Source organism: Amycolatopsis sp. lyj-108 (genome assembly GCF_046549005.1).
GTDB lineage: Bacteria > Actinomycetota > Actinomycetes > Mycobacteriales > Pseudonocardiaceae > Amycolatopsis.
Genome location: NZ_JAJPWQ010000007.1, coordinates 251985 through 272416, shown reverse-complemented (window position 1 = coordinate 272416; position 20432 = coordinate 251985). Strand labels below are relative to the sequence as shown.

The window sequence follows — 20432 nt, the reverse complement described above, 5'->3', positions numbered from 1 at the left end:
CCGGACCCGTTCACTTCGCGCCCGCCGCGGCCTCCACCGGAGGCACGGCGGGCGCGCGGCGTTCGGCCACTTTCCGGCCGTAGGCGATGGCGGGCTGTTCGACCCAGCGGCGCAGCGCGCACGCGAACAGCAACGCGACACCGGTGGTCGCCGCGGCCTTGGCGAGCCCGCTGGGCAGCAGCCAGCCCGTGACCCCGGCCGCACCCGTCTGGGCGAGGTAGAGCGCGTAGGAACGATCGCCGACGTAGGTCATCGGCCTGCTCGAAAGCAGTTTCCGGACCGGACCCGGCGAAACGACGGCCACGAGCAGCAAGGCCGAGCCCGCCGCGTAGACCGGGACCACGAATTGCCAGTGTCCGCCGAGTGCCTTCGCCAGCGGGCCGACGGAGAACTGCAGGACGACGAACCCGCACCCGATCGCCGTGGCGACGGCCGGCCTGGTCAGCGGCCGGAACAGGGCGAACCCGCGCGGATGGTGGAGCGTCATCGCCAGCAGACAGCCGATGATCAGCGAGCAGTAGTGCACCGAAAGGCTCGCCCAGGTGTGTGACGGGGCCAGCGGAAGCGCGAAGAGCACCACACCGAGGACGACCGACGCGCCCAGCAGCAGGCGCAGCGCCGTCTTCCCGCTCCGCGCGAACGACGTGAGCACCAGCAGCGCGGGCCATACGAGGTAGAACTTCTCCTCCACCCCCAGCGACCACGACGTCGGGTAGGGCGTGTTGTAGTCGACGAGTTCGTTGCCGAAGAGAAGGTAGTACGGCATCGCGTCGGCGAGCCTGCTGCTCTGATACGTGCCGCCGATGATCACCGCGAGCGTGGTCATCGCCAGGAGCAGGAAGTACACCGGCATGATCCGGAAGACCCGGCGGACGAAGAACCCGCGCAGCGAGATCCGGCCGTCACGGTCTTCCTCCCTCAATGCCAGTGTCGTGATGAGGAATCCGGACAGCACGAAGAACAACTGCACGGCGATCCAGCCCTGCAGGCGGTCGACGACGGGACCGCCGTAGTGGAAGAACACGACGGCAACGGCGGCGAGCGCGCGCACGCCGGTGAGGCCGGGGAACCACGACGAGGCCAGGTAGTCGGCGTGGCCGAGCGGCCGCCACCAGGAGTGACGCGAGGGAGCGAACATGACCCGAAGGTTCGGGCGTGAACGCTGAACGGAAGCTTAAGGAAACTGAAGACGTCTTCAGCTTCGCGCTTCCGCCGACGGCAGGCGGACGACGAGGCGGGCTCCGCCGTCGTGGTCGGCGACCTCGACGGTGCCGCCGTGCGCTCGGCCGATCTCGGCGACGATCGCCAGCCCGAGTCCGGCGCCACCGTCGTCGCGCGCACGACCGTCGTCCAGTCGCACGAACCGGTCGAACACCCGCTCGCGGTCGCCGGTGGGGATGCCGGGACCGTCGTCGGTGACCGCCAGTACCCCGAAACCGTCCATTGTGGACGCCGTCACCTCGACGCCGGTGCGGGTGTGGCGTTGCGCGTTGTCCACCAGGTTGCGCAGCAACCGTTCCAGCCTGCCGCGGTCACCCAGGACCGTCGGATCTCCCTCGATCACCGCGCGCACACCCTGCCGTCCGGATAGACAGGATTCGACCACTTCGGACAGACGCACCGGCGTGAGCCGTTCCGGCGCCGCGTTGTCCAGCTTGCCGAGCAGGACGAGATCGCCGACGAGGTCCTGCAGCCGGGTGACGTCGAGGAGCGCGTTCCGGCAGGCGTCGCGCCAGTCCAGCCGGTCCGGATGCGCGAGCAGCACCTCCAGCTGGGTCCGCAGGGACGCCAGCGGGGTGCGCAGTTCGTGCGACGCGTCGGAGGTGAACCGGCTCTGCCTGGTGACCGCCGTGTCCAGGCGGGCGAGCATCGTGTTCATCGTTTCCGCGAGCTTCGCGATCTCGTCGGCACTGTCCGGGGCCGGGACCCGTCGGGAGAGATCGTGCGCGCCGATCTCCGCGACCTCCGAGCGGATCGCCTCGACCGGCCGCAGCGACCGGCGTACCGCGAGCCACGCGATCACCCCGATCAGCAGTGCGATCACCGGGACACCGGCCAGCAGCGTCACGCGCACCGAATCGAGCGCCGCCTGTCCGGACTCGTCCACGATGGCCGCGCCGAACACCCGGTACTTACTGTCTCCGCTCGGGATGGCCGCCACGTGCAGCCGGAGTCCGTTCCCCTCTGGATCTTCCCCGAGCGCACTCGCGCAGCCGATGGATTCCTGGCTGGCGAGGTCGACGTCGCCAGGCTTGAGGTCCTGGACACTGTCTCTGTACAGGATGCCCCCGTCCGGGACGATCCCCCCGGATCGCAGGCCGGGACAAGACGCGACCCGCTCGCCGGTCCGGGTGGTCACCTCGTAGATCGAAGCCCGCACGTGGAGCCGCAGATCGGCCGGGGCGGCGCCGGTGTTCAGTACCTGGACGATCGCGGCCGCGCGCTCCCTCGCCACCTGCGCGGCGCCGTTGCCCAGCCGGTTCTGGGCATCGAGCACGAGCCACGCCGAAACGACCGACAGAGCGATGAGCGACGCCAGGAAAGCGGTCAGCGCGACCCGGAACCGGGTGGTCCGCAAGAACTTACGCACTGGAGCCCACCACGTGGTAGCCGGCGCCGCGCACCGTCCGGATCGTCTCCACCCCGAACGGCAGATCGATCTTGCGCCGCAGCGCGCTCATGTGGACCTCCACGAGGTTCGCGGTCGCCGACGCCGCGAAATCCCAGAGGTTCTCCAGCAGTTCCGCCTTGGTGACCACTTCGCCCTGCCGTTTCATGAGATACGCCAGCAGCGCGAACTCCTTGGTGGTCAACGGGATCTCGGCCGCGCCGCGACGGCAGCTGTGACTGGCCTGGTCGAGTTCGAGGTCGCCGAGCCGCAGCGTGCCCGGCCGGGTCGCTCCCCCGCGCCGGATCAGCGCCCGCAGCCGGGAGAGCAGGACACCGTACGAGAACGGCTTCGGGAGGAAGTCGTCGGCGCCGGTGTCCAGCGCCTCGATCTCGTCGTCCTCCCCGTCCTTCGCGGTCAGCATGAGGATCGGGGTGTTGTCACCTCGTTCGCGGAGCCTCCGGCAGACGCGGTAGCCGTTGAGGCCGGGCAGCATGATGTCGAGGATCATCGCGGCGTAGGGATGCTCGGCGGCGTACCAAAGCGCGTCGCGGCCGTTGTGCGCGACGTCAACGGCGTAGCCTTCGGCGCTCAGCCCGGCGCGCAGCGATTCGGCCAGCCGCCGCTCGTCTTCCACGAGCAAGATCCTCATCGGCTCACGATCCCATACGGCCGGGCCCGAACTCCCGAAGCCCGATCCCGCTGTCCGGGTGAAGGCTTCGCGGCCATCAGACGGAGCCTTCCACCGGGTGGCCCAGTTCTTTCGTAGCTTTATGGGAGCGATCCCATACCTCGGTCCCATCGACCTTGCCACGACCGATCCGTCCCTTTACGGTCCTCGATGGGAGCGCTCCCATAATTCGGATTCCGGTCGCAAGGAGGCGACGTATGAGATTCCGCAGAAAGGGTGTTTCGGCACCACTGGCCATCAGCGCGGTACTCGCGATGGTGGCTGTACCGGTGGTGCTGGGCTCGAGTGCCGAAGCGGCGCCGGGCTGCAAGGTCGACTACACGATCACCAACCAATGGGACACCGGTTTCGGGGCGACCGTGACCGTGACCAATCTCGGCGACCCGATCAGCGGCGGCTGGACGCTGAGCTGGGACTTCCCCGGCGACCAGCGGGTGCAACAGGGCTGGAACGGGACCTTCGGCCAGCAAGGTACGCGCGTGACGGTCAAGGACGCGGGGTGGAACGGTTCGATCGGTACCGGCGCCACCGTCTCCCCCGGGTTCAACGGGAGCTACTCAGGCACCAACGGGAAACCCGCGGTCTTCACCTTGAACGGCACCACCTGCACCGGTTCCACCGTCCCCACCACCACGACCCCGCCCACCACCACGACCACCACGCCGGGTCCCGGCGGCCCCAAGGTGGACAACCCCTATGCCGGCGCCGGGGTGTACGTGAACCCGGATTGGTCGGCGAAGGCCGCCGCGGAACCGGGCGGGGCCCGGATCGCGAACCAGCCGACCGGCGTCTGGCTCGACCGGATCGCCGCCATCGCGGGCACGAGCACGAGCCGCGGGCTGCGTGGTCATCTCGACGAAGCACTCCGGCAGGCCGCCGGGGCACCGTTGGTCGTCCAGCTGGTGATCTACAACCTGCCCGGCCGTGACTGTGCCGCGCTCGCTTCGAACGGCGAACTCAAGGCGGACGAACTCGCGCGGTACCAGACCGAGTACATCGACCCGATCGCCACGATCGTCGCCGATCCGAAGTACTCGACGTTGCGGATCGTGAACGTGGTCGAAATCGACTCACTGCCGAACCTGGTCACCAACGTGACGCCCCGCCCGACGGTCACGCCCCAGTGCGACGTCATGAAGGCCAACGGGAACTACGTCAAGGGCGTCGGCTACGCGCTGGCGAAACTCGGTCCGGTCGCCAACGTCTACAACTACATCGACGCCGGGCACCACGGCTGGCTCGGCTGGGACGACAACCTCGGCCCGTCCGCCGCGCTCATGGCCGAGGCCGCACGGACCTCCGGGAGCACGACGGCCAACGTGCACGGCTTCATCGCGAACACCGCGAACTACGGTGCGCTCAAGGAGCCGTACTTCACCGTGAACGACAGTGTCGGCGGCACTTCGGTGCGGACGTCGAAGTGGATCGACTGGAACCGCTACGTCGACGAACTCTCCTATGCACAGGCGTTCCGGCAGGAAGCGGTCCGGGCCGGGTTCTCGGCGGACGTCGGCATGCTCATCGACACTTCCCGCAACGGCTGGGGCGGCACCGCGCGGCCGACCGGTGCCGGGCCGTCCACCACGGTCGACGCCTACGTGAACGGCGGCCGGACCGATCGGCGCATCCATCTGGGCAACTGGTGCAACCAATCCGGCGCCGGGCTGGGCGAGCGCCCGAAGGCCGCTCCGGAAGCCGGGATCGACGCCTACGTCTGGATCAAGCCGCCGGGCGAGTCCGACGGTGCCAGCAAGGAGATCCCGAACACCGAGGGTAAGGGGTTCGACCGGATGTGCGATCCGACGTACACCGGTAACCCGCGGAACCAGAACAACCTCTCCGGCGCGCTGCCCGACGCGCCGCTTTCCGGGCACTGGTTCTCGGCGCAGTTCCAGGAACTCCTGAAGAACGCGTATCCGGCGCTGTAAGTAGCGGTACCGCCGGCTCATGGCCGCACGCGTGTCGTCCGACCAGTCACGCGAAACCGCCGGCGTGGCGCAGGTGGTCGTGAGTGGTACTCGGGACGGCCGGGAGCCGTTCGGTCCAGGTGGTCGTGAGTGGCGATTGGGGTTGTAAACCGGAACGCCACTCACGAGCTTCTAACGCGCCACAGCCTGCCACCGCTGGTTCGGGCCGTTGGTGGGCTGGTAGGTCCCGATCCGCGCACCGTCCTCACGGGATTCGCCGGTCACGTCGAGCAGGCTGCCCGTCGCGACGTTGACGAACGCCCAGGTCCCGTCACCGGTGCTCGACAACGTCCAGCGCGAAGCCGGTCCGTCCGTGCCCGCCGGAACCAGCGTCACCGCGCCACCGGCCGTACTGAGCACCTGTCCGCTCCCGGCGTTCGAGATCGTGAACTGATCCCGGTTGCCGTACCGGCCGGTGCGATCGGCCAGTGTCCAACGCTGGGCGGCGGCCGAGACGTCCGTCGTGCGCTGCACGAGCGAACCGTTCTCGGCGCTCAGCGACTTCCCGCTCTGCACGCCGGTGAACGAGAACGCCTTCCCGGAGCCGAGCCCGGTCCCGGAGGCGACCGAACCGACACCGTCGACCACGAAACTGGTCACCGACCGGGCAGGCACCCGCAAGGTCGCCTTCTGGCCCGACACCTTCACCGCTTCGCCCTTCCGGAGCGCGCCACCGACGTCGGTCACCACCGGGGTCACCTTCGCACCGGGCTGGATCCGGGCGAAGCCGGACAAGTCCAGGGTGACGTCCCGCTCGGTGTCCCCCGCGTTGACATGGACCACCGTCGCCAGGTTCTCGCCGCGCAGCGCGGCGGTGCTGGACGGGTCGTTCACCCCGATCACGCGGTCACCCGGCTTGATGAAATGGGTGAAGTTCCGCATCGTGTGGTACTTCGTGTTCGTCCTGATCGGACAGTTCGCCAGGGTGGCGTTCGCCGGGCAGTCGAACGGGATCTGGATCTCGCCCCAGTTCATCCCCTCCGGCCGCTCGCCGCCCGGCTTCATCGCGTTGTGGTCCTCGATCGGCTGCCAGCCGATCCACGCGCTCGGCTCCAGTTCACGCAGGTCGCCGGTGATCTGCCGGGCGAGACCGAGGCCGGGATCCATACTCGTGAAGTCCTGGCCGTCCTTCCAGCTCCCGCCGACCTCGCTCATCCACAGCGGTTTCGCCGCGCCTTTGGCCAGATCCCGCGGGATCGGCCGGTTCCCGGTGCCGTAGGTGTGCACGTTGAGCCGTCCGGCGGCCGCGCGTGCTTCGGGCGACCAGCCGTTCCAGTCCGCGGCGAAGATGTCCGGATTGGTCTCGTCGGGAGCGGAGACGATCGCCCGTGAACCGGTCGCGGCCAGTGCCTTCGCCATCTCGGGGATCAGCCGCGACTGGACCGACGGCCCGATGTGCGCGCCTTCCTGCCTGCCGCCGGTCGGGTTCCCGTCCGGCCCCAGTGTGGTCTTCCAGTAGTTCGTGTTGGGCTCGTTCAGCGGGTTGACCGACGCGAACTTGATGCCGTGCGCGCGTTCGAGGGTCTTGGCGACCTTTGCCAGGTAGGCGGTGAAGTCGCCCGTCTTCTCGGTCCGCAGCTGCTCGTCGGTGGCGTTGAACCCGCCGGAGACGTACCCCGACACCGTGTGGAAGTACGGCGGCGAGTTGCTGAACGCCTCCCAGCGCGTGACCCGGTTCTTGATCCGGTCCACCCACCAGCGCTGGCTCGGGTCGGCGGCGGGATCGAACTCCGCGGGATCGCCCGGGGTCCACCAGTCCTTGTCCGCGCGGGTCGTCCCCGCGGGCGCCCTCCACCAGCCGGGGATGGCGCCGCCCGGACGCAGATAGGGTGGGACGTCCGGCGCGTTCCCGCCGCCGATGTTGAACCGGGCGATGGTGAAGTTCAACCCGTCCTCGCCGAACACCATGTCGGCCAGTTTCGTGCGGATCGGATCCGGATAGCGCCCGGTGGCCTCGGCCATCCACGCGAGGCTCGCGCCCCAGCCCTCGAAGGCCTGATGGCGGTAGGTGGGATCGGGCCGGACTGTCACCGAGTCGGCGGCCGAGGCCGTCGCGACGGTCAGCCCGGCCGCGGTCAACGGTACACAGAGGACGGTGAACAGACGGCGGAACGTGGTTCTGCGGCTCATCGGTGAACTGCCCTTCGTTCGGATCCGTTTGCCGATCAGGCTTCGGTGTGCCCCAGGAGCGGCCGGGGCACGAACCGCGCCTCGGTTTCGAGCATCGTGTCCAGCTCCAGCACCACGAGATCGTTGGTCCCGGACCGGACCACCGGCCGCGGCACGTACAACGTCCTTTGTGGACCTCGGCGCCAGTAGCGGCCGAGCAGGAAGCCGTTGATCCAGACCAGGCCCTTGCCCCAGTGCGCCGTGTCGAGGAAGAGGTCCGCGGGTTCGTCGAGTTCGAAGCCGCCCCGGACCATCACCGGACCGGACAACGGTCCCGCCGGGCTCTCGTACGTGGAGACCTCCGGAAGGAGATCCGGCAACGCGGCCACGTCGATCGGGATGACCTCCCAGCCGGTCAGCGGTTCACCGTGCAGACGCGCGCCGCCGACGATCCCCTTGGCCTCGCCGATCCGCTCCCCGTAGTTGACCCTCCCCTGGTCTTCCACCAGCACGAGGAGTTCGCCGCGCGCACGAGGCAAGCGGATCGCGCGGTCCCGATGCTCGCGAAGCAGGGTGCCGACACGGTCGCCGTCGAAGAACACCGTCGCCCGGTCGCGCACCTCGCCGAAGGTCAGGACACTCGGCCCTTCGGAGTCGATGGTCGTCCGCAGGAACGCCAGACGCGGGGTCGGGGTCAGTTCGTCGAAGGTGGGCAGGCTCTCGTGGACCTGCGCGGTTCCCCAGCGACGCGGCGAATCGAGCAGCCAGGCGGGGTCGCGCAGCGCCCCGACCGGCGTCGGCGCCGGCCGGGCCTCGGGCGGAACGGCGTCCGGAACCTTGTGGTACCGAGCGATGACCTCGCGGAACGCGTGGTACTTCGGCGTCGGGTCGCCCGCTTCGTCGAGCGGCGCGTCGTAGTCGTAGGAGGTGACCAGCGGCTGGTAGACGCCCTTGTCGTTGGCACCGTTGGTGAGCCCGAAGTTGGTGCCGCCGTGGAACATGTACAGGTTGACCGAGGCGCCCGCCGCGAGCAGCGCGTCGAGATCCGCCGCGGACTCGGCGACCGTGGTGGTGTGGTGGTGCGCGCCCCAGTGGTCGAACCAGCCGTTCCAGAACTCACTGCACATCAAGGGACCGGTCGGCTGGTGCTCGCGCAGGGTCTTCAGCCGCGCGGTGCTCTGCGAACCGAACGACGCCGTCCGGTGGAGCACCCCGTCGAGACCGCCGTTCGCCAGCATCTCGTGGGTGGGCTGGTCCACCGTGGTCAGGGGAACGGTGATGCCGGCGGCGCGGGTGTAGTGGGTCAGCGCGGCCAGATAACGCTTGTCGCCGCCGAAAGCGCCGTACTCGTTCTCGACCTGGACGAGCAGGACGGGCCCGCCGCGATCGATCTGATGCGGCGCGACGACGCGGAACACATCGTCCAGATAGCCGCGGACGGCGGCGAGGTAGCGCGGTTCGAACTCGCGGACCCGGAGTTCGGTGTCGCGCAGCAGCCAGGTCGGGAGGCCGCCGTTGTCCCACTCCGCGCAGATGTACGGCCCCGGCCGGACGATGGCGTACATCCCGGCGTCGGCGATCAGCCGGAGGAACCGGTCGAGGTCGAGGCCGCCGGAGACGTCGAACTCGCCCTGTTCCGGCGAGTGCGCGTTCCAGGCGACGTAGGTCTCGATGGTGTTGAGACCCATCCGGCGAGCCTTGTCGATGCGGTCGGCCCACAGGTCCGGGTGCACGCGGAAGTAGTGCAGTGCCCCGGAAATGATCTGGAACGGCTTGCCGTCGAGCAGGAAGTCGGTTTCCCCGATGCCGAACTCAGACATCGCGGACCACCACCGTGGCCAGCCGGAGCGCGGTCCAGGAAAGGGGCGGAAGCGTGGCGGTGATGGTGGTTCCTTCCAGGTCGTGCTCGGCCCTCACCCCGGGCAACGGGACGGGCCGGACTGGTGCTGTGTGAACGGAATTCGTGACGTGCCGGTGGTGCCCGTCCGGGACGGCGACGGTCCAGGTCCCGTCGAGCGCCAGCCGGGCGCCGCGGACGCGCAACCGCACTTCGGTGGCGGACTCGGTCGACCGGTTGGTGAGGAACACCGCGCAACGACCGTTCTCGTCGAAGGTCGCCGCGGCGTCGACGACGTCCACCCGGCCGTGCAGTCCCGTGTGGACGGTCTCGCCCGTCACCGTGAGCCGCAGGCTGTTCCCCTTGGCGAGCGACGACATCAGGCTGAACGGGTGGAAGGTCGTCTGCCGCCACGCCAGACCGCCGGGTTCGGTGCGGATCGGCGCGATGACGTTCACCAGTTGCGCCTGGTTGGCCATCGTGACCCGGTCGACGTTGCGCAGCAAGGACCCGAGCAGCGAGCCGACGACCACCGCGTCGGTGACGGTGTAGTCCTGCTCGATGATCCGAGGGTGTTCCCGCCAGCCGCCGGCGGCCAGTTCGTGCTGTTCGACGTCGTTCCAGTGGCGCTGGTCCCAGACGTTCCACTCGTCGACGCTGATGCCGATCTTCTTGTCCAGCCCGGCCTTCGCGAGGACGTCGTCGATGATCCCGGCGGTGGTGCGGACGAAGCCGTCGAGAGCGGCGGCGCTGGCCAGGTAGCTCGCGACGTCGCCGTCGTGCTCCTGGTAGTAGGCGTGCAGTGAGAGGTGGTCGACGAGCGCCGCTGTGTGCTCCAGGACGGTACGTTCCCAGTGCCCGAACGTCGGCATCTCACGGCTCGAACTCCCCGCGACGACGAGTTCGACACCCGGGTCGATCATCCGCATGAGCCGGGCCGTCTCCGCGGCGAGGCGGCCGTACTCTTCGGCGGTCTTGTGCCCGACCTGCCACGGCCCGTCCATCTCGTTGCCGAGGCACCACAGCCGGAACCCGAACGGCCGGTCGGCGCCGTTCGCGCGCCGCCGTTCGCTCAGTTCCGTGCCGCCCGGGTGATTGCAGTACTCGAGAACGTCTGCGGCTTCTTGGATACCACGGGTGCCGAGGTTGACCGCGTACATCACCTCGACGTCCGCGGCTTCGGCCCACGCGGCGAATTCGTGCAGGCCGAAGCGGTTCGACTCGACACTGTGCCACGCGGGATCCAGCCGGACGGGACGCCGTTCCGCCGGCCCGACGCCGTCTTCCCAGCGGTACGCGGAAACGAAGTTCCCGCCGGGATATCGGACGACCGACGGCCCCAGTTCACGGACCAGGCCGAGGACGTCACCCCGGAATCCGCGATCGTCCGAAGTGGAGTGCCCTGGCTCGAAGATTCCCGTGTGGACGGAACGGCCCATATGCTCGACGAACGAGCCGAACAGCCGCCGCGGCACCGCACCGATCACCTCGGAAACGTCGGCTTCGATCTGGATGCCCACGCCTCACCCCGCGCTGACGGTGAAGCCCTGCTGGTTGCCGTAGTCCACGATCGCCTGTTGCCAGGCGTTCAGTCCGGCGTCGAGCGAGCTGCCGTTGAGGTAGGCCTTGCCGACGGTGTCACTGAAGACGCTGTTGGCGTAGGTCTGGTACGGCAAGTACGTCCAGCCCTTCGCGACGCTCTTCGACGCGTCGTTGAGCACCTGGTTGATCTTCTGCCCGCCGAAGTAGGGATCCGCCTGGTCGAGGAACGCGGGCGAGTTCAGGTCGGCCGTGGTCGCCGGGAATCCGCCGCTGGCGATGAACGGTTTGACCCCGTTGCCGTGGTTGAGCCAGCGGACGAAGGCCGCCGCCAACGCCGGGTTGCCGCTCTGCTTCAGCACCGACTGCGTGCTGCCGCCGTTCTCCGCGGTGACCGGCTGACCGTCGTACGTCGGCATCGGTGCCACCGCCCACTTCCCGGCGCCGCCGGGGACCGAGGACTTGAAGTTGCCCGGCATCCAGGCGCCGGTGACCAGCGAGGCGATGGTGCCGTCGCCGAGCGCGCGGAACCAGTCGTCGGACCACTCCTTGATCGGGGCGAGCAGCTTGCCCTCGACCAGCTGGTTCCAGGTGGCGGTCCACTTCTTGGTGCCCGCGTCGGCCAGGTCGACCTTGACGTTCCGCCCGTCTGCGGTGAACGGCTTCCCGCCCGCCTGCCAGATCATGCTGGTGGCGAAGCCGGGGTCGCCGGTGTCGGAGGTGAGGTACTTGCCGGGGTCGGCCGCGTGCAGCTTCTTGGCCGCGGCGACGTACTCGTCCCAGGTCTTCGGCACGGCGATACCGTGGGCGTCGAAGACTTCTTTGTTGTAGAAGAGCGCCATCGGGCCGGAATCCTGCGGCAGGCCGTATAGGCCGTTATTCACCCGGACACTCGACCAGGTCGAGGGCGCGTAGTCCTTTTCGAAGGCACCGAAGCCGTACTGATCCAGATTGGCCAGCGACTCGGTCAGCGCGAACTGCGGCAATGCGTAGTACTCGATCTGGGCGACGTCCGGTGCCCCGGAGCCCGCCTTGATCGCGTTCTGCAGCTTGGTGTACTGCTCCTTGTTGGTACCGGCGTTGACGTAGTTGACCTTGACGTTCGGGAACTCCTTCTCGAACGCGGCGACCTGGTCCTTCGCCGACGGCGTCCAGCTCCAGTAGGTGATCGTGCCGCCCGCTTTGAGCGCGGCGTCGACCGAGTCCTGGTTCCCGGCGGTCGGGCCGGCCGCACCGGACGAACAACCGACGGCCAGTGCCGCGGCCAAGGTGACGGCGACGGCGACCTTGACGCGTCTACGGATTCGCGACATCGAGTGTCCTTTCGGGACGGTGTTCATTGCTTGACGCTGCCCGCGCTCAGGCCGGACTGCCAATAGCGCTGCATGAGCAGGAAGGCGATGACGAGCGGGACGATGGTGAGCAGCGAGCCGGTCAGCACCAGGTGGTACACCGGCTGGGCACCGGCGCCGGAGGCCTGCGCGCTCCACTGGTTGAGCCCGACGGTGAGCGGATACCACTTCGGTTCGCTGAGCATGATCAACGGCAGAAAGTAGTTGTTCCAGGTGGACACCACGGTGAACAGCGCCACCGTGACGATCCCGGGCGCGAGCTGGCGCAGCGTCACGGTGAGGAAGATCCGGATCTCCCCCGCGCCGTCGATCCGCGCCGCCTCCAGCAGCTCGTCGGGGATCGCTTCGGAGGCGTACACCCAGATCAGGTACAGGCCGAACGGGCTGATGAGCGACGGGATGATGATCGCCAGCGGCGTGTTGGTGAGGCCGAGTTCGCTGAACATCAGGAAGGTCGGCACCGCGAGCGCCGTACCGGGGACGGCGACCGCGCCGAGCACGACCGCGAACACCGCGCGGCGACCGGGGAAGCGGTACTTGGCCAGCCCGTAGCCCGCGGCGGTGGCGAGGATGGTCGCTCCCCCGGCGCCGACCACGACGTAGAGCAGCGTGTTCCCCAGCCAGCGCAGGAAGATCCCGTTGTCGTAGGTGAAGGTCTCGCCGATGTTCTCGAACAGCGCGAACGGTCCGCCGAACGACAGTCCCGAGGTGGTGAACAGGGCGGACTGCGTCTTGGTCGCGTTGATCACCAGCCACACCAGCGGCACGAGCGTGTAGATCAGGTACAACACCATGACGGCGGTGAGGACGCGTGACTTCCGGGGCCGCGTCACCGAGAACGTGGCCATCACATCCCCTTCCGGGAACCGCGCAGCTGCACGACGTAGGCGATGATCGCGGTGATCACGCCCATCACGATCGCGACGGTGGCGGAGTAGTTGTACTGCTGCGCGCCGAAGGAAAGGTTGTAGGCGTACATGTTCGGCGTGTAGAAGGTGCCGATCACGTTGGGCGCCAGGGTGCGCATGATGTTCGGCTCGTTGAAGAGCTGGAAGCTGCCGATGATCGAGAAGATCGTGGCGATGACGATCGCCCCGCGCAGCGCGGGCAGCTTCACGCTCAGGATGGTGCGGAACGCGTCGGCGCCGTCGATCGCCGCGGCCTCGAACTGTTCCTTCGGGATCACCTTCAGCGCGGAGTAGAAGATCAGCATGTTGTAGCCGACGAACTCCCACGTGACGACGTTGCCGATGGACGCGAGCATCCAGTTGTCCGACAACGGTTTCACCACGTCGCGGCCGAGCAGGTGGTTCAGGTCGGCCGCCAGTCCGAAGTGGTCGCCGTAGATGAAGCCCCACATCAGCGCGGCGACCACGGCGGGTACGGCGTAGGGCAGGAAGATCACGACCCGGAAGAAGCCGGACGCGTGCAGGCGGGCACTGTCGATGGCGAGTGCCGCGATCAGCGCGAGCACCAGCATGATCGGCACCTGCACGGCGAGGAACGCCAGCACCCGCTGGAAGGAGTCCCAGAACTTCGGGTCGGCGAGCACCTGCGCGTAGTTGTCCACCCCGACGAACGTCGTCCCGCCGAAGAACGCCTGGTCGCGGAAGAGGCTCAGGACGAACGCGTACACGATCGGCGCCAGGAACGTCAGCGCGAACACCAGCATGAACGGGGCGACGAAAAGCCAGCCTCGCCAGTGGCGACGGGCTCGTCGCGCGGTGCGCGCACGGCGGGGCGGCGCCGGTGCGGGCGCGACCGCTGTGGACGTCATCGTCCCTCCGGATTCTCCGAGCGAAAGCGCGGCTCGCGAGATGTTTACGTCAACATCAGACCGGCGGAGGCTATCGTGTTGACGTGAACATGTCCAGGAACGGCCGCGGACCGTCGATGGCCGACGTCGCCAGGGAAGCCGGCGTGTCCGGCCAGACCGTCTCCCGGGTCGCGAACGGCAGGACGAACGTCGACGAGGCGACCCGAGAACGTGTGCTCGCGGCGATGCGCAGGGTGGGCTACCGGCCCAACAGCGCGGCCCGCGCGCTGCGCAACGGCCGGTTCCGCAGTATCGGCGTGATCATCTCGGCGCTCGCGACCTTCGGCAACAGCCGCACCCTCGACGCGGTCGCGTCCGCGGCCGCCGGCGAAGGGTTCTCGATCATCCTCATGCCGGTGACCAGGCCGTCCCAGGGCGAGGTGTCGGGCGCCTTCAGCAGACTCGACGAACAGGCCGTCGACGGCGTCATCATCCTCATCGAGCAGCACGAGCTGGACCAGAGCGAAATCGAGCTGCCCCACGGACTTCCGGTCGTCGTCATCGACGCGGGCGGCAGGCGCGACCATCCGGTCGTCGACTTCGATCAGGCGTCCGGCGCCATCGCCGCGACCCGGCATCTGCTCGATCTCGGGCACGAGACCGTATGGCACGTCGCCGGCCCGCCCGAGTCCTACGCGGCCGAACGCCGCCGGAAGTCGTGGCAGGAGACGCTCGAGGCGGAGGGCCGGGAAGTGCCGTCACCGCTCACCGGCGACTGGTCTCCGCGGTCCGGGTACGAACACGGCGTCCGGCTGGCGGGCGATCCCGCGGTCACCGCCGTCTTCGTCGCGAACGACCAGATGGCGCTCGGCCTGCTGCGGGCGATGCACGAAAAGGGCCGGTCCGTCCCTGGCGACGTGAGCGTGGTCGGCTTCGACGACATGGACGAGGCCGCCCACTTCTGGCCGCCGCTCACCACCGTCCGGCAGTCGTTCGACGAGGTCGGGAACCGGGCCGTCGCCGCGCTGCTCGCCGAGATCTCCGACGGCGCCGCGGCGGGCGCGATCAGCGTGCCGACGGAGCTCGTCGTCCGGTCCAGCACGGCGCCGCCGCGGTCATAGCCGCGAAGGGCGCTTTCACCGCATGCGATGCAGCGAAAGGGCCCTTCACCGCGTGTAACGAGGGGAAAGTCTCCTTCAGCCTTCGAGTACACCGGCCGCTTTCTGCGCGGCGCCGGTGATGTTGCGGACCATGCCGCCGAAGACCACGCCGTGGAACGGCGCGATCCCCTTCCAGTACGCGTGCCCGGCGAGCCCGTGCGGCTCGAACACCGCCCGCTGCCGGTAGATCGTCCCACCATCCTCATCGGACTCGACGCCGAGTTCGAGCCAGGCGCGGCCCGGGAGCTTCATCTCCGCCCGCAGCCTCAACAGGCGCGGCCGGTCGAGGTATTCGACGCGCCACCAGTCCAGTGCCTCGCCGAGGTGCAGCCGTCGCGGATCCCGCCTTCCGCGCCGCAACCCGACTCCGCCGACGAGCCGGTCCGCCCAGCCGCGGACCGACCAGGCCAGCGGGAACGAGTACCAGCCGTGTTCCCCGCCGATCGACTCGATGACGTCCCACAACGCCTCCGGTGAGGCGTCCGTCCGCTGCTCGCGCTTGTCCTCGTAGACCGTGCCGCCCGCCCACTCCGGATCACTCGGCAGGGGGTCCGACGGCGCGGTCGACGCGTCCGACCAGCGAGTCGGCACGTCGGCGTTCCGGATCCGGGTCAGCGCCAGTTCGACGGCGTGTTCGTAATGGGTCAGCCCCGCTTCCGGGTCGGGGATGTGCTCGGCGATGGCGTGGTCGTGACAGACCACTTCGTGCACCAGCGATTCGATCAACGGTACGGCGATCGACTTCGGCACGGGCGTGACCAGGTTGACCCACTGCGCGGAAAGCCACGGAGTCAGCACCGGAACGGGCACGACGGCCCGCCTTGGCAGACCCGCGACGACTGCGTAGCGGCGCATCATGTCCAAATAGGTCAGGACGTCGGGGCCGCCGATGTCGAACGCGCCGTTCACTTCCGGCGGCAGGTCAGCAGCATGCACGAGGTAGTGCAGCACGTCCCGGATCGCGATCGGCTGGATGCGGTTGTGCACCCACCGCGGGGTGATCATCGCGGGAAGGCGTTCGGTCAGGTAGCGCAGCATCTCGAAACTCGCCGAGCCCGAGCCGATGATCACCGCGGCCTGCAGGACGACGGCGGGCACGCCGGAGTCCAGCAGGACCCTGCCGACTTCGGCACGGGAAGCCAGATGCGGCGACAACTCCTCGTCGTCCGGCACGATGCCGCCCAGGTACACCAGCCGCCGCGCGCCCGCCTTCTTCGCGGCCTCGGCGACCGTCTTCGCCGCCTCGCGGTCGATCGCGACGAAGTCCTTTTGCGCCAGGGAATGCACAAGGTAGTAGACGACCTCGCCGTCGGCCAGCGCCGTCTCGATCGAGGCCGGCTCGGTGACGTCGCCGCGTTCGACCTCGACCCGGTCACGCCACGGCTCTTCGGCGACCTTCTCCGGCGAGCGAGCCACCACGCGGACCTCGTGGCCCGCTTCGAGCAGTTGCGGCACCAACCGTCCGCCGACATATCCCGTCGCACCGAGCACCACACATCGCATGCCCCGAGTGTTCACGGTGCCAGGCGTGCTCGCACCTCCACGGTCGCGGCGATACTGCTCCGGAGGAACCGGGCGACCGTCCGCCGCTCATCGTCCCCAAGGTCGCTCCATGCAGCGGAGAAGCGCTCACCGAGGGGCAGAAAGAACTCGGCGCCGATCTCCCGCGCCTTGTCGTGCATCCGCAGCTCGACCTTGCGACGGTCGGTCGCGCTCCGGTCCCGGTAGAGGTGCCCGGCCCGCTCCAGCCGATCCAGCACCGACGTCGTCGCCGACGCGCTCAGATGCAACGCGCTCGCGAGCCTGCTCGGGCTCATCGGGTCCCCCATCCTGGCCGCGTCCATGATCACCGCGAGCGCGTTGAGGTCGGTCCGGTGCAGGCCGTGCGCCTCACCGAACATCTCGGCGAACCGGTCCGATTCGACGGTCAGCTGCCTCAGCAGGAGGACGAGCAGGGCGTCCGTGACCTCCTCAGCGTCTTCAGCGCCCTTGGTCATGTCCGAAACCTCCCCTCACGCTGCCCCGTCCGGGTGACCACTCTACTATTTCGATGGTCGAACTATTCACTCGTCGAAGTAGTACCGCCACGGGAGCCATCCGCTCATGATCTCCGAAGTCGAACACCCCGCCCGCACGCGGTCACGTCTGCGCTGGCTGCTCCCCGCCCTCGTCGCGGTGGCCTGGCTGATCTTCGGCGGATTCAGCGGCCCGTACGCCGGCAAGCTGAGCCAGGTCACGGAGAACGACAGCAGCAGCTTCCTGCCCGCTTCGGCCGAAGCGACCGAGGTCGGTGAACTCCAGAAGCAGTTCTCCAGTGCCGCCCTCATCCCGGCGATCGTCGTCGCCGAACGGCCGTCGGGCCTGACCGAGGGCGACAAGCGGTTCCTCGCCGACCGGACGTCGAACGCACGGCTCGTCCCGGCGCCGCAGAGCAACGCGGGTGCGCAGGTCGTCGTGCTCCTCGACGCCACGACCGACCCCGGGGACGGGGTCGAGGCACTGCGTGACGCGCTCGCCCGTGACACCCCGGATGGGCTGAAAGTGCTGGTGACCGGCCCGGCCGCACAGGTCGCCGATCTCAAGGAGGCGTTCGGCGGGATCGACGGGCTGCTACTCCTGGTCGCGGGCGCGGTGGTCGCGCTCATCCTGATCATCGTCTACCGAAGCCCGCTGTTGCCCCTGCTCGTCCTGCTGTCCGCGGTGTTCGCGCTGGGAACGGCGAGCCTCGCGGTGTACCTGCTCGCGGATCACGACGTGCTGGCGTTGAACGGGCAGAGTCAGGGCATCCTGTTCATCCTCGTCTTCGGCGCCGCCACCGACTACGCGCTCCTGATGATCTCGCGCTATCGCGAAGAACTCAGGACGACCGACGACGCCCGCTCCGCGCTCCGCACGGCCTGGCTCTCGACCATCGAGCCGATCGCGGCCTCCGCCGGGACCGTGATCCTCGGTGTCCTTTGCCTGCTGTTCAGCGACCTGAACTCCAACAAGGGACTCGGCCCGGTCGCCGCCATCGGCATCGGCGCGGCCTTCCTGACGACCATCACGTTCCTGCCCGCCGTCCTTGCCTTGTGCGGGCGTAACGCCTTCTGGCCCTTCCGGCCGGCGGCCGCCCCGCCGAAGGAAGAGACCGGCGGACTTTGGGGACGCGTCGCGGGCTGGATCTCCCGCGCGCCGCGCACGATCTGGATCGTCACGACCGTCGTCCTCCTCGCGGGCGGCGCGTTCCTCCCGCAGCTCAAGGCTTCCGGCACAGCGCAGTCCGACGTCTTCCTCACGCCGGTCGATTCCGTGGCGGGACAGGAAGTCCTTTCCCGCTACTTCCCCGGCGGCTCCGGCTCTCCGACCGTGATCATCGCCCCTGCCGGACAAGCCAAGGCGGTGACCGAGCTGGCGCGTGTCCCCGGCGTCTCGGACGTCCGTCAAAGCGGTGAAGCGGGCGCGCTCGCGAAGATCGACGCGGTACTGGCCGACCCGCCCGACTCCGACGCGGCCGTCGCGACGGTCCAACGGATCCGTGAAGCCGTGCACCCCGTCGACGGAACCAAGGTCGGCGGGCCGACGGCGACCCTGCTCGACACCAGGGAGACCTCGGAGCACGACCGGTTGCTGATCATCCCGATCGTCCTGGTCGTGATCTTCCTCGTACTCGCCCTGCTGCTGCGATCGCTGCTCGCGCCGCTGCTGCTGATCGGCACGGTGGTGCTGTCGTTCGCCGCGACGATGGGTGTCTCGGCGCTGGTGTTCAACCACGTCTTCGACTTCCCCGGCGCCGACCCGGTCGTCCCGCTGTTCGGCTTCGTCTTCCTTGTGGCGCTGGGGATCGACTACAACATCTTCCTGATGACCAGGGTCCGCGAGGAGGCGGGCAGAATCGGCACCCGGGACGGGACGCTGCGCGGCCTGCGTGTCACCGGCGGCGTGATCACGTCCGCGGGTGTCGTCCTCGCCGCGACCTTCGCCGCGTTGGCCGTCCTGCCCATTCTTTTCCTGGCACAGCTGGCTTTCATCGTCGCGTTCGGTGTTCTGCTCGATACGCTTCTGGTGCGCTCGCTGCTGGTACCGGCTCTGTCGGTGGACGTCGGACGGAAGATCTGGTGGCCGTCGAAGCTGGCGAAGACCGGCCGGGAATGAACGCGGCGACCTGGACGAGCTCCGGCGGCTGGCCGAACGTGGCAACCAGGATGCCGCGGATCAGCCGGCAGAGCTCACCGAGGAGTAGCGTCGCGCATCGCGGGGATCAGCACCGGAAGCGCGACGACGAGCGCGAGGCCTCGCACGACTCCCGCGACAGGGTAGGGAACCCGAAGCCCGAACCTGTGCGCGAGCAGTCCGCCGGCCAACGCGCCGAGCGGCATCAAGCCCCAGCCGAGAAGCCGGTAGACGCTGTTGACACGACCGAGCAGCGAAGCGGGTACCGCCCGCTGGCGGACGCTGACCGTGACGACGTTCCAGATCGTCGTCACGAAACCGCTCACCGCCAAGAGCCCGCCGAGCACGGCGACGTTCGGGCTGAACCCCATACCGACGAAGACGACGGCGTTCACGACAAGAGAGACCAGGAGCGCACGGAGGTCGCCGAGCCAGGCGACCAGCCGCGCGATCACCAGCCCGCCCGCGATGCCGCCGAGTGCCGCGCCGGCGAGCAGCAGACCGAACACTCCCGCGCCGAGATGCAGCACGTCGGTCACGAACAACACGAGTGTCGCGTTCCCGAGCTGACCGCAGAACGTGTTGATGCCGAGCAGCAAAGCAAGCGTGCGGAACAAACGGTGTTTCCTCAGCCAGCGAAGTCCGTCGAGGACCTTCGCGCTTTTCGCGTGTCCGCGCCGTCCGGGCAGCCTGGCCAGAAGTGTGGCGGCGACGACGAACGACGCGGCGTCGACCGCGAACGGGAGGGCCAAGGCGAGCGCGAAGAACAGGCTCCCGAGAGGCGGCCCCAGGAACTGCCTTCCGACGGTCATCGCCACCTGCTGCCTGCCGTTCGCCTGGTGCAGCAGGTCTTCCGGGACGAGATCCGGAAGCGTCGTTTGCGCGGCGTTGTCGTAGAAGACGTCGCAAGAGCCCAGCGCGAACGCGAGAAGAACGAGCACTGGCACAGTGATCGCCCCGGCCACGACGAGTGCCGTGAGCACGCCGACGATCAGGGCTTGGAGTGCCTGCGTCCGCCACATGAGCGTGGTCAGATCGACCCTGTCGACGACGGATCCGGCGATGAGCGACAGCAGAAGCCAAGGCAGGTACGTCGCAGCCGAGACCAGGGCGACCTCCCTCGGGTCGCGGGTGACCGTCACGGCCAGCAACGGCAGCGCCGCCGTGAAGACGCCATTGCCGAGACTGTCGATCCCGGTGGCCCACCACAGTCGCCGGTACGCGCGGGGTAAGTCGGGCATGGTCGGATCGTGGCGACGTC

At 68.6% G+C, this 20432-nt stretch carries 15 protein-coding genes; 3 read left to right on the top strand and 12 right to left on the bottom strand.

From position 1 onward, the window contains the following. Positions 1-10 precede the first annotated feature (10 nt). The 3 genes from ACLJO0_RS25765 to ACLJO0_RS25755 are packed head-to-tail and all read right to left on the bottom strand — an operon-like array spanning position 11 to position 3260. Positions 11-1138, bottom strand: a complete 1128-nt coding sequence (locus tag ACLJO0_RS25765) for an acyltransferase family protein (protein WP_410580981.1) — start codon at positions 1136-1138, stop codon at positions 11-13. Positions 1139-1195: 57 nt separating this feature from the next. Beyond that, a complete protein-coding gene (locus tag ACLJO0_RS25760) occupies positions 1196-2590 on the bottom strand; it encodes an ATP-binding protein (protein ID WP_410580980.1) in 1395 nt (464 codons plus the stop codon). Then, entirely contained in the window at positions 2583-3260 is a 678-nt protein-coding gene (locus tag ACLJO0_RS25755) for a response regulator transcription factor (protein WP_410580978.1), read from the bottom strand. The genes ACLJO0_RS25760 and ACLJO0_RS25755 overlap by 8 nt, the downstream gene beginning before the upstream one ends. Positions 3261-3496: 236 nt before the next feature. Between ACLJO0_RS25755 and ACLJO0_RS25750 the strand changes: the two genes are divergently transcribed. Continuing rightward, positions 3497-5227: a glycoside hydrolase family 6 protein gene (locus tag ACLJO0_RS25750; RefSeq protein WP_410580977.1), complete on the top strand. Its 1731-nt coding sequence runs from the start codon at positions 3497-3499 to the stop codon at positions 5225-5227. 171 nt (positions 5228-5398) lie between these two features. Here the strand turns inward: ACLJO0_RS25750 and ACLJO0_RS25745 are convergent, their stop codons facing one another. The 6 genes from ACLJO0_RS25745 to ACLJO0_RS25720 are packed head-to-tail and all read right to left on the bottom strand — an operon-like array spanning position 5399 to position 13880. Then, entirely contained in the window at positions 5399-7396 is a 1998-nt protein-coding gene (locus tag ACLJO0_RS25745; RefSeq protein WP_410580976.1) for an RICIN domain-containing protein, read from the bottom strand. 35 nt (positions 7397-7431) lie between these two features. Further along, positions 7432-9195: a glycoside hydrolase family 35 protein gene (locus ACLJO0_RS25740; RefSeq protein WP_410580974.1), complete on the bottom strand. Its 1764-nt coding sequence runs from the start codon at positions 9193-9195 to the stop codon at positions 7432-7434. Next, entirely contained in the window at positions 9188-10732 is a 1545-nt protein-coding gene (locus ACLJO0_RS25735) for an alpha-N-arabinofuranosidase (protein ID WP_410580972.1), read from the bottom strand. The genes ACLJO0_RS25740 and ACLJO0_RS25735 overlap by 8 nt, the downstream gene beginning before the upstream one ends. Before the next feature lie 3 nt (positions 10733-10735). Continuing rightward, positions 10736-12064, bottom strand: a complete 1329-nt coding sequence (locus tag ACLJO0_RS25730; protein WP_410580970.1) for an ABC transporter substrate-binding protein — start codon at positions 12062-12064, stop codon at positions 10736-10738. Positions 12065-12087: 23 nt separating this feature from the next. Next, the gene (locus tag ACLJO0_RS25725; RefSeq protein ID WP_410580968.1) at positions 12088-12951 is read right to left on the bottom strand and encodes a carbohydrate ABC transporter permease; all 864 of its coding nucleotides are present in this window, start codon (positions 12949-12951) and stop codon (positions 12088-12090) included. Next, entirely contained in the window at positions 12951-13880 is a 930-nt protein-coding gene (locus ACLJO0_RS25720; protein WP_410580966.1) for a carbohydrate ABC transporter permease, read from the bottom strand. The genes ACLJO0_RS25725 and ACLJO0_RS25720 overlap by 1 nt, the downstream gene beginning before the upstream one ends. 89 nt (positions 13881-13969) lie before the next feature. Between ACLJO0_RS25720 and ACLJO0_RS25715 the strand changes: the two genes are divergently transcribed. After that, positions 13970-14980 carry a LacI family DNA-binding transcriptional regulator gene (locus ACLJO0_RS25715; RefSeq protein ID WP_410581251.1) on the top strand — a complete coding sequence of 337 codons (1011 nt, stop codon included), beginning with the start codon at positions 13970-13972 and terminating at the stop codon, positions 14978-14980. Positions 14981-15055: 75 nt separating this feature from the next. Here ACLJO0_RS25715 and ACLJO0_RS25710 read toward each other — a convergent pair whose 3' ends face one another. Continuing rightward, on the bottom strand, positions 15056-16522 hold the full coding sequence (locus tag ACLJO0_RS25710; RefSeq protein WP_410580964.1) for an SDR family oxidoreductase: 1467 nt from the start codon (positions 16520-16522) through the stop codon (positions 15056-15058). An 11-nt stretch (positions 16523-16533) separates the two neighbouring features. Next, positions 16534-17016: a MarR family winged helix-turn-helix transcriptional regulator gene (locus ACLJO0_RS25705; RefSeq protein WP_410580962.1), complete on the bottom strand. Its 483-nt coding sequence runs from the start codon at positions 17014-17016 to the stop codon at positions 16534-16536. A gap of 106 nt (positions 17017-17122) precedes the next feature. On the opposite strand from ACLJO0_RS25705, the gene ACLJO0_RS25700 reads away from it, so the two are divergent. Continuing rightward, on the top strand, positions 17123-19153 hold the full coding sequence (locus tag ACLJO0_RS25700; RefSeq protein WP_410580960.1) for an MMPL family transporter: 2031 nt from the start codon (positions 17123-17125) through the stop codon (positions 19151-19153). A gap of 74 nt (positions 19154-19227) precedes the next feature. Here ACLJO0_RS25700 and ACLJO0_RS25695 read toward each other — a convergent pair whose 3' ends face one another. Then, positions 19228-20412 (bottom strand): MFS transporter, encoded by a 1185-nt coding sequence (locus tag ACLJO0_RS25695; RefSeq protein WP_410580958.1) that lies wholly within the window; start codon positions 20410-20412, stop codon positions 19228-19230. Positions 20413-20432 lie beyond the last annotated feature (20 nt).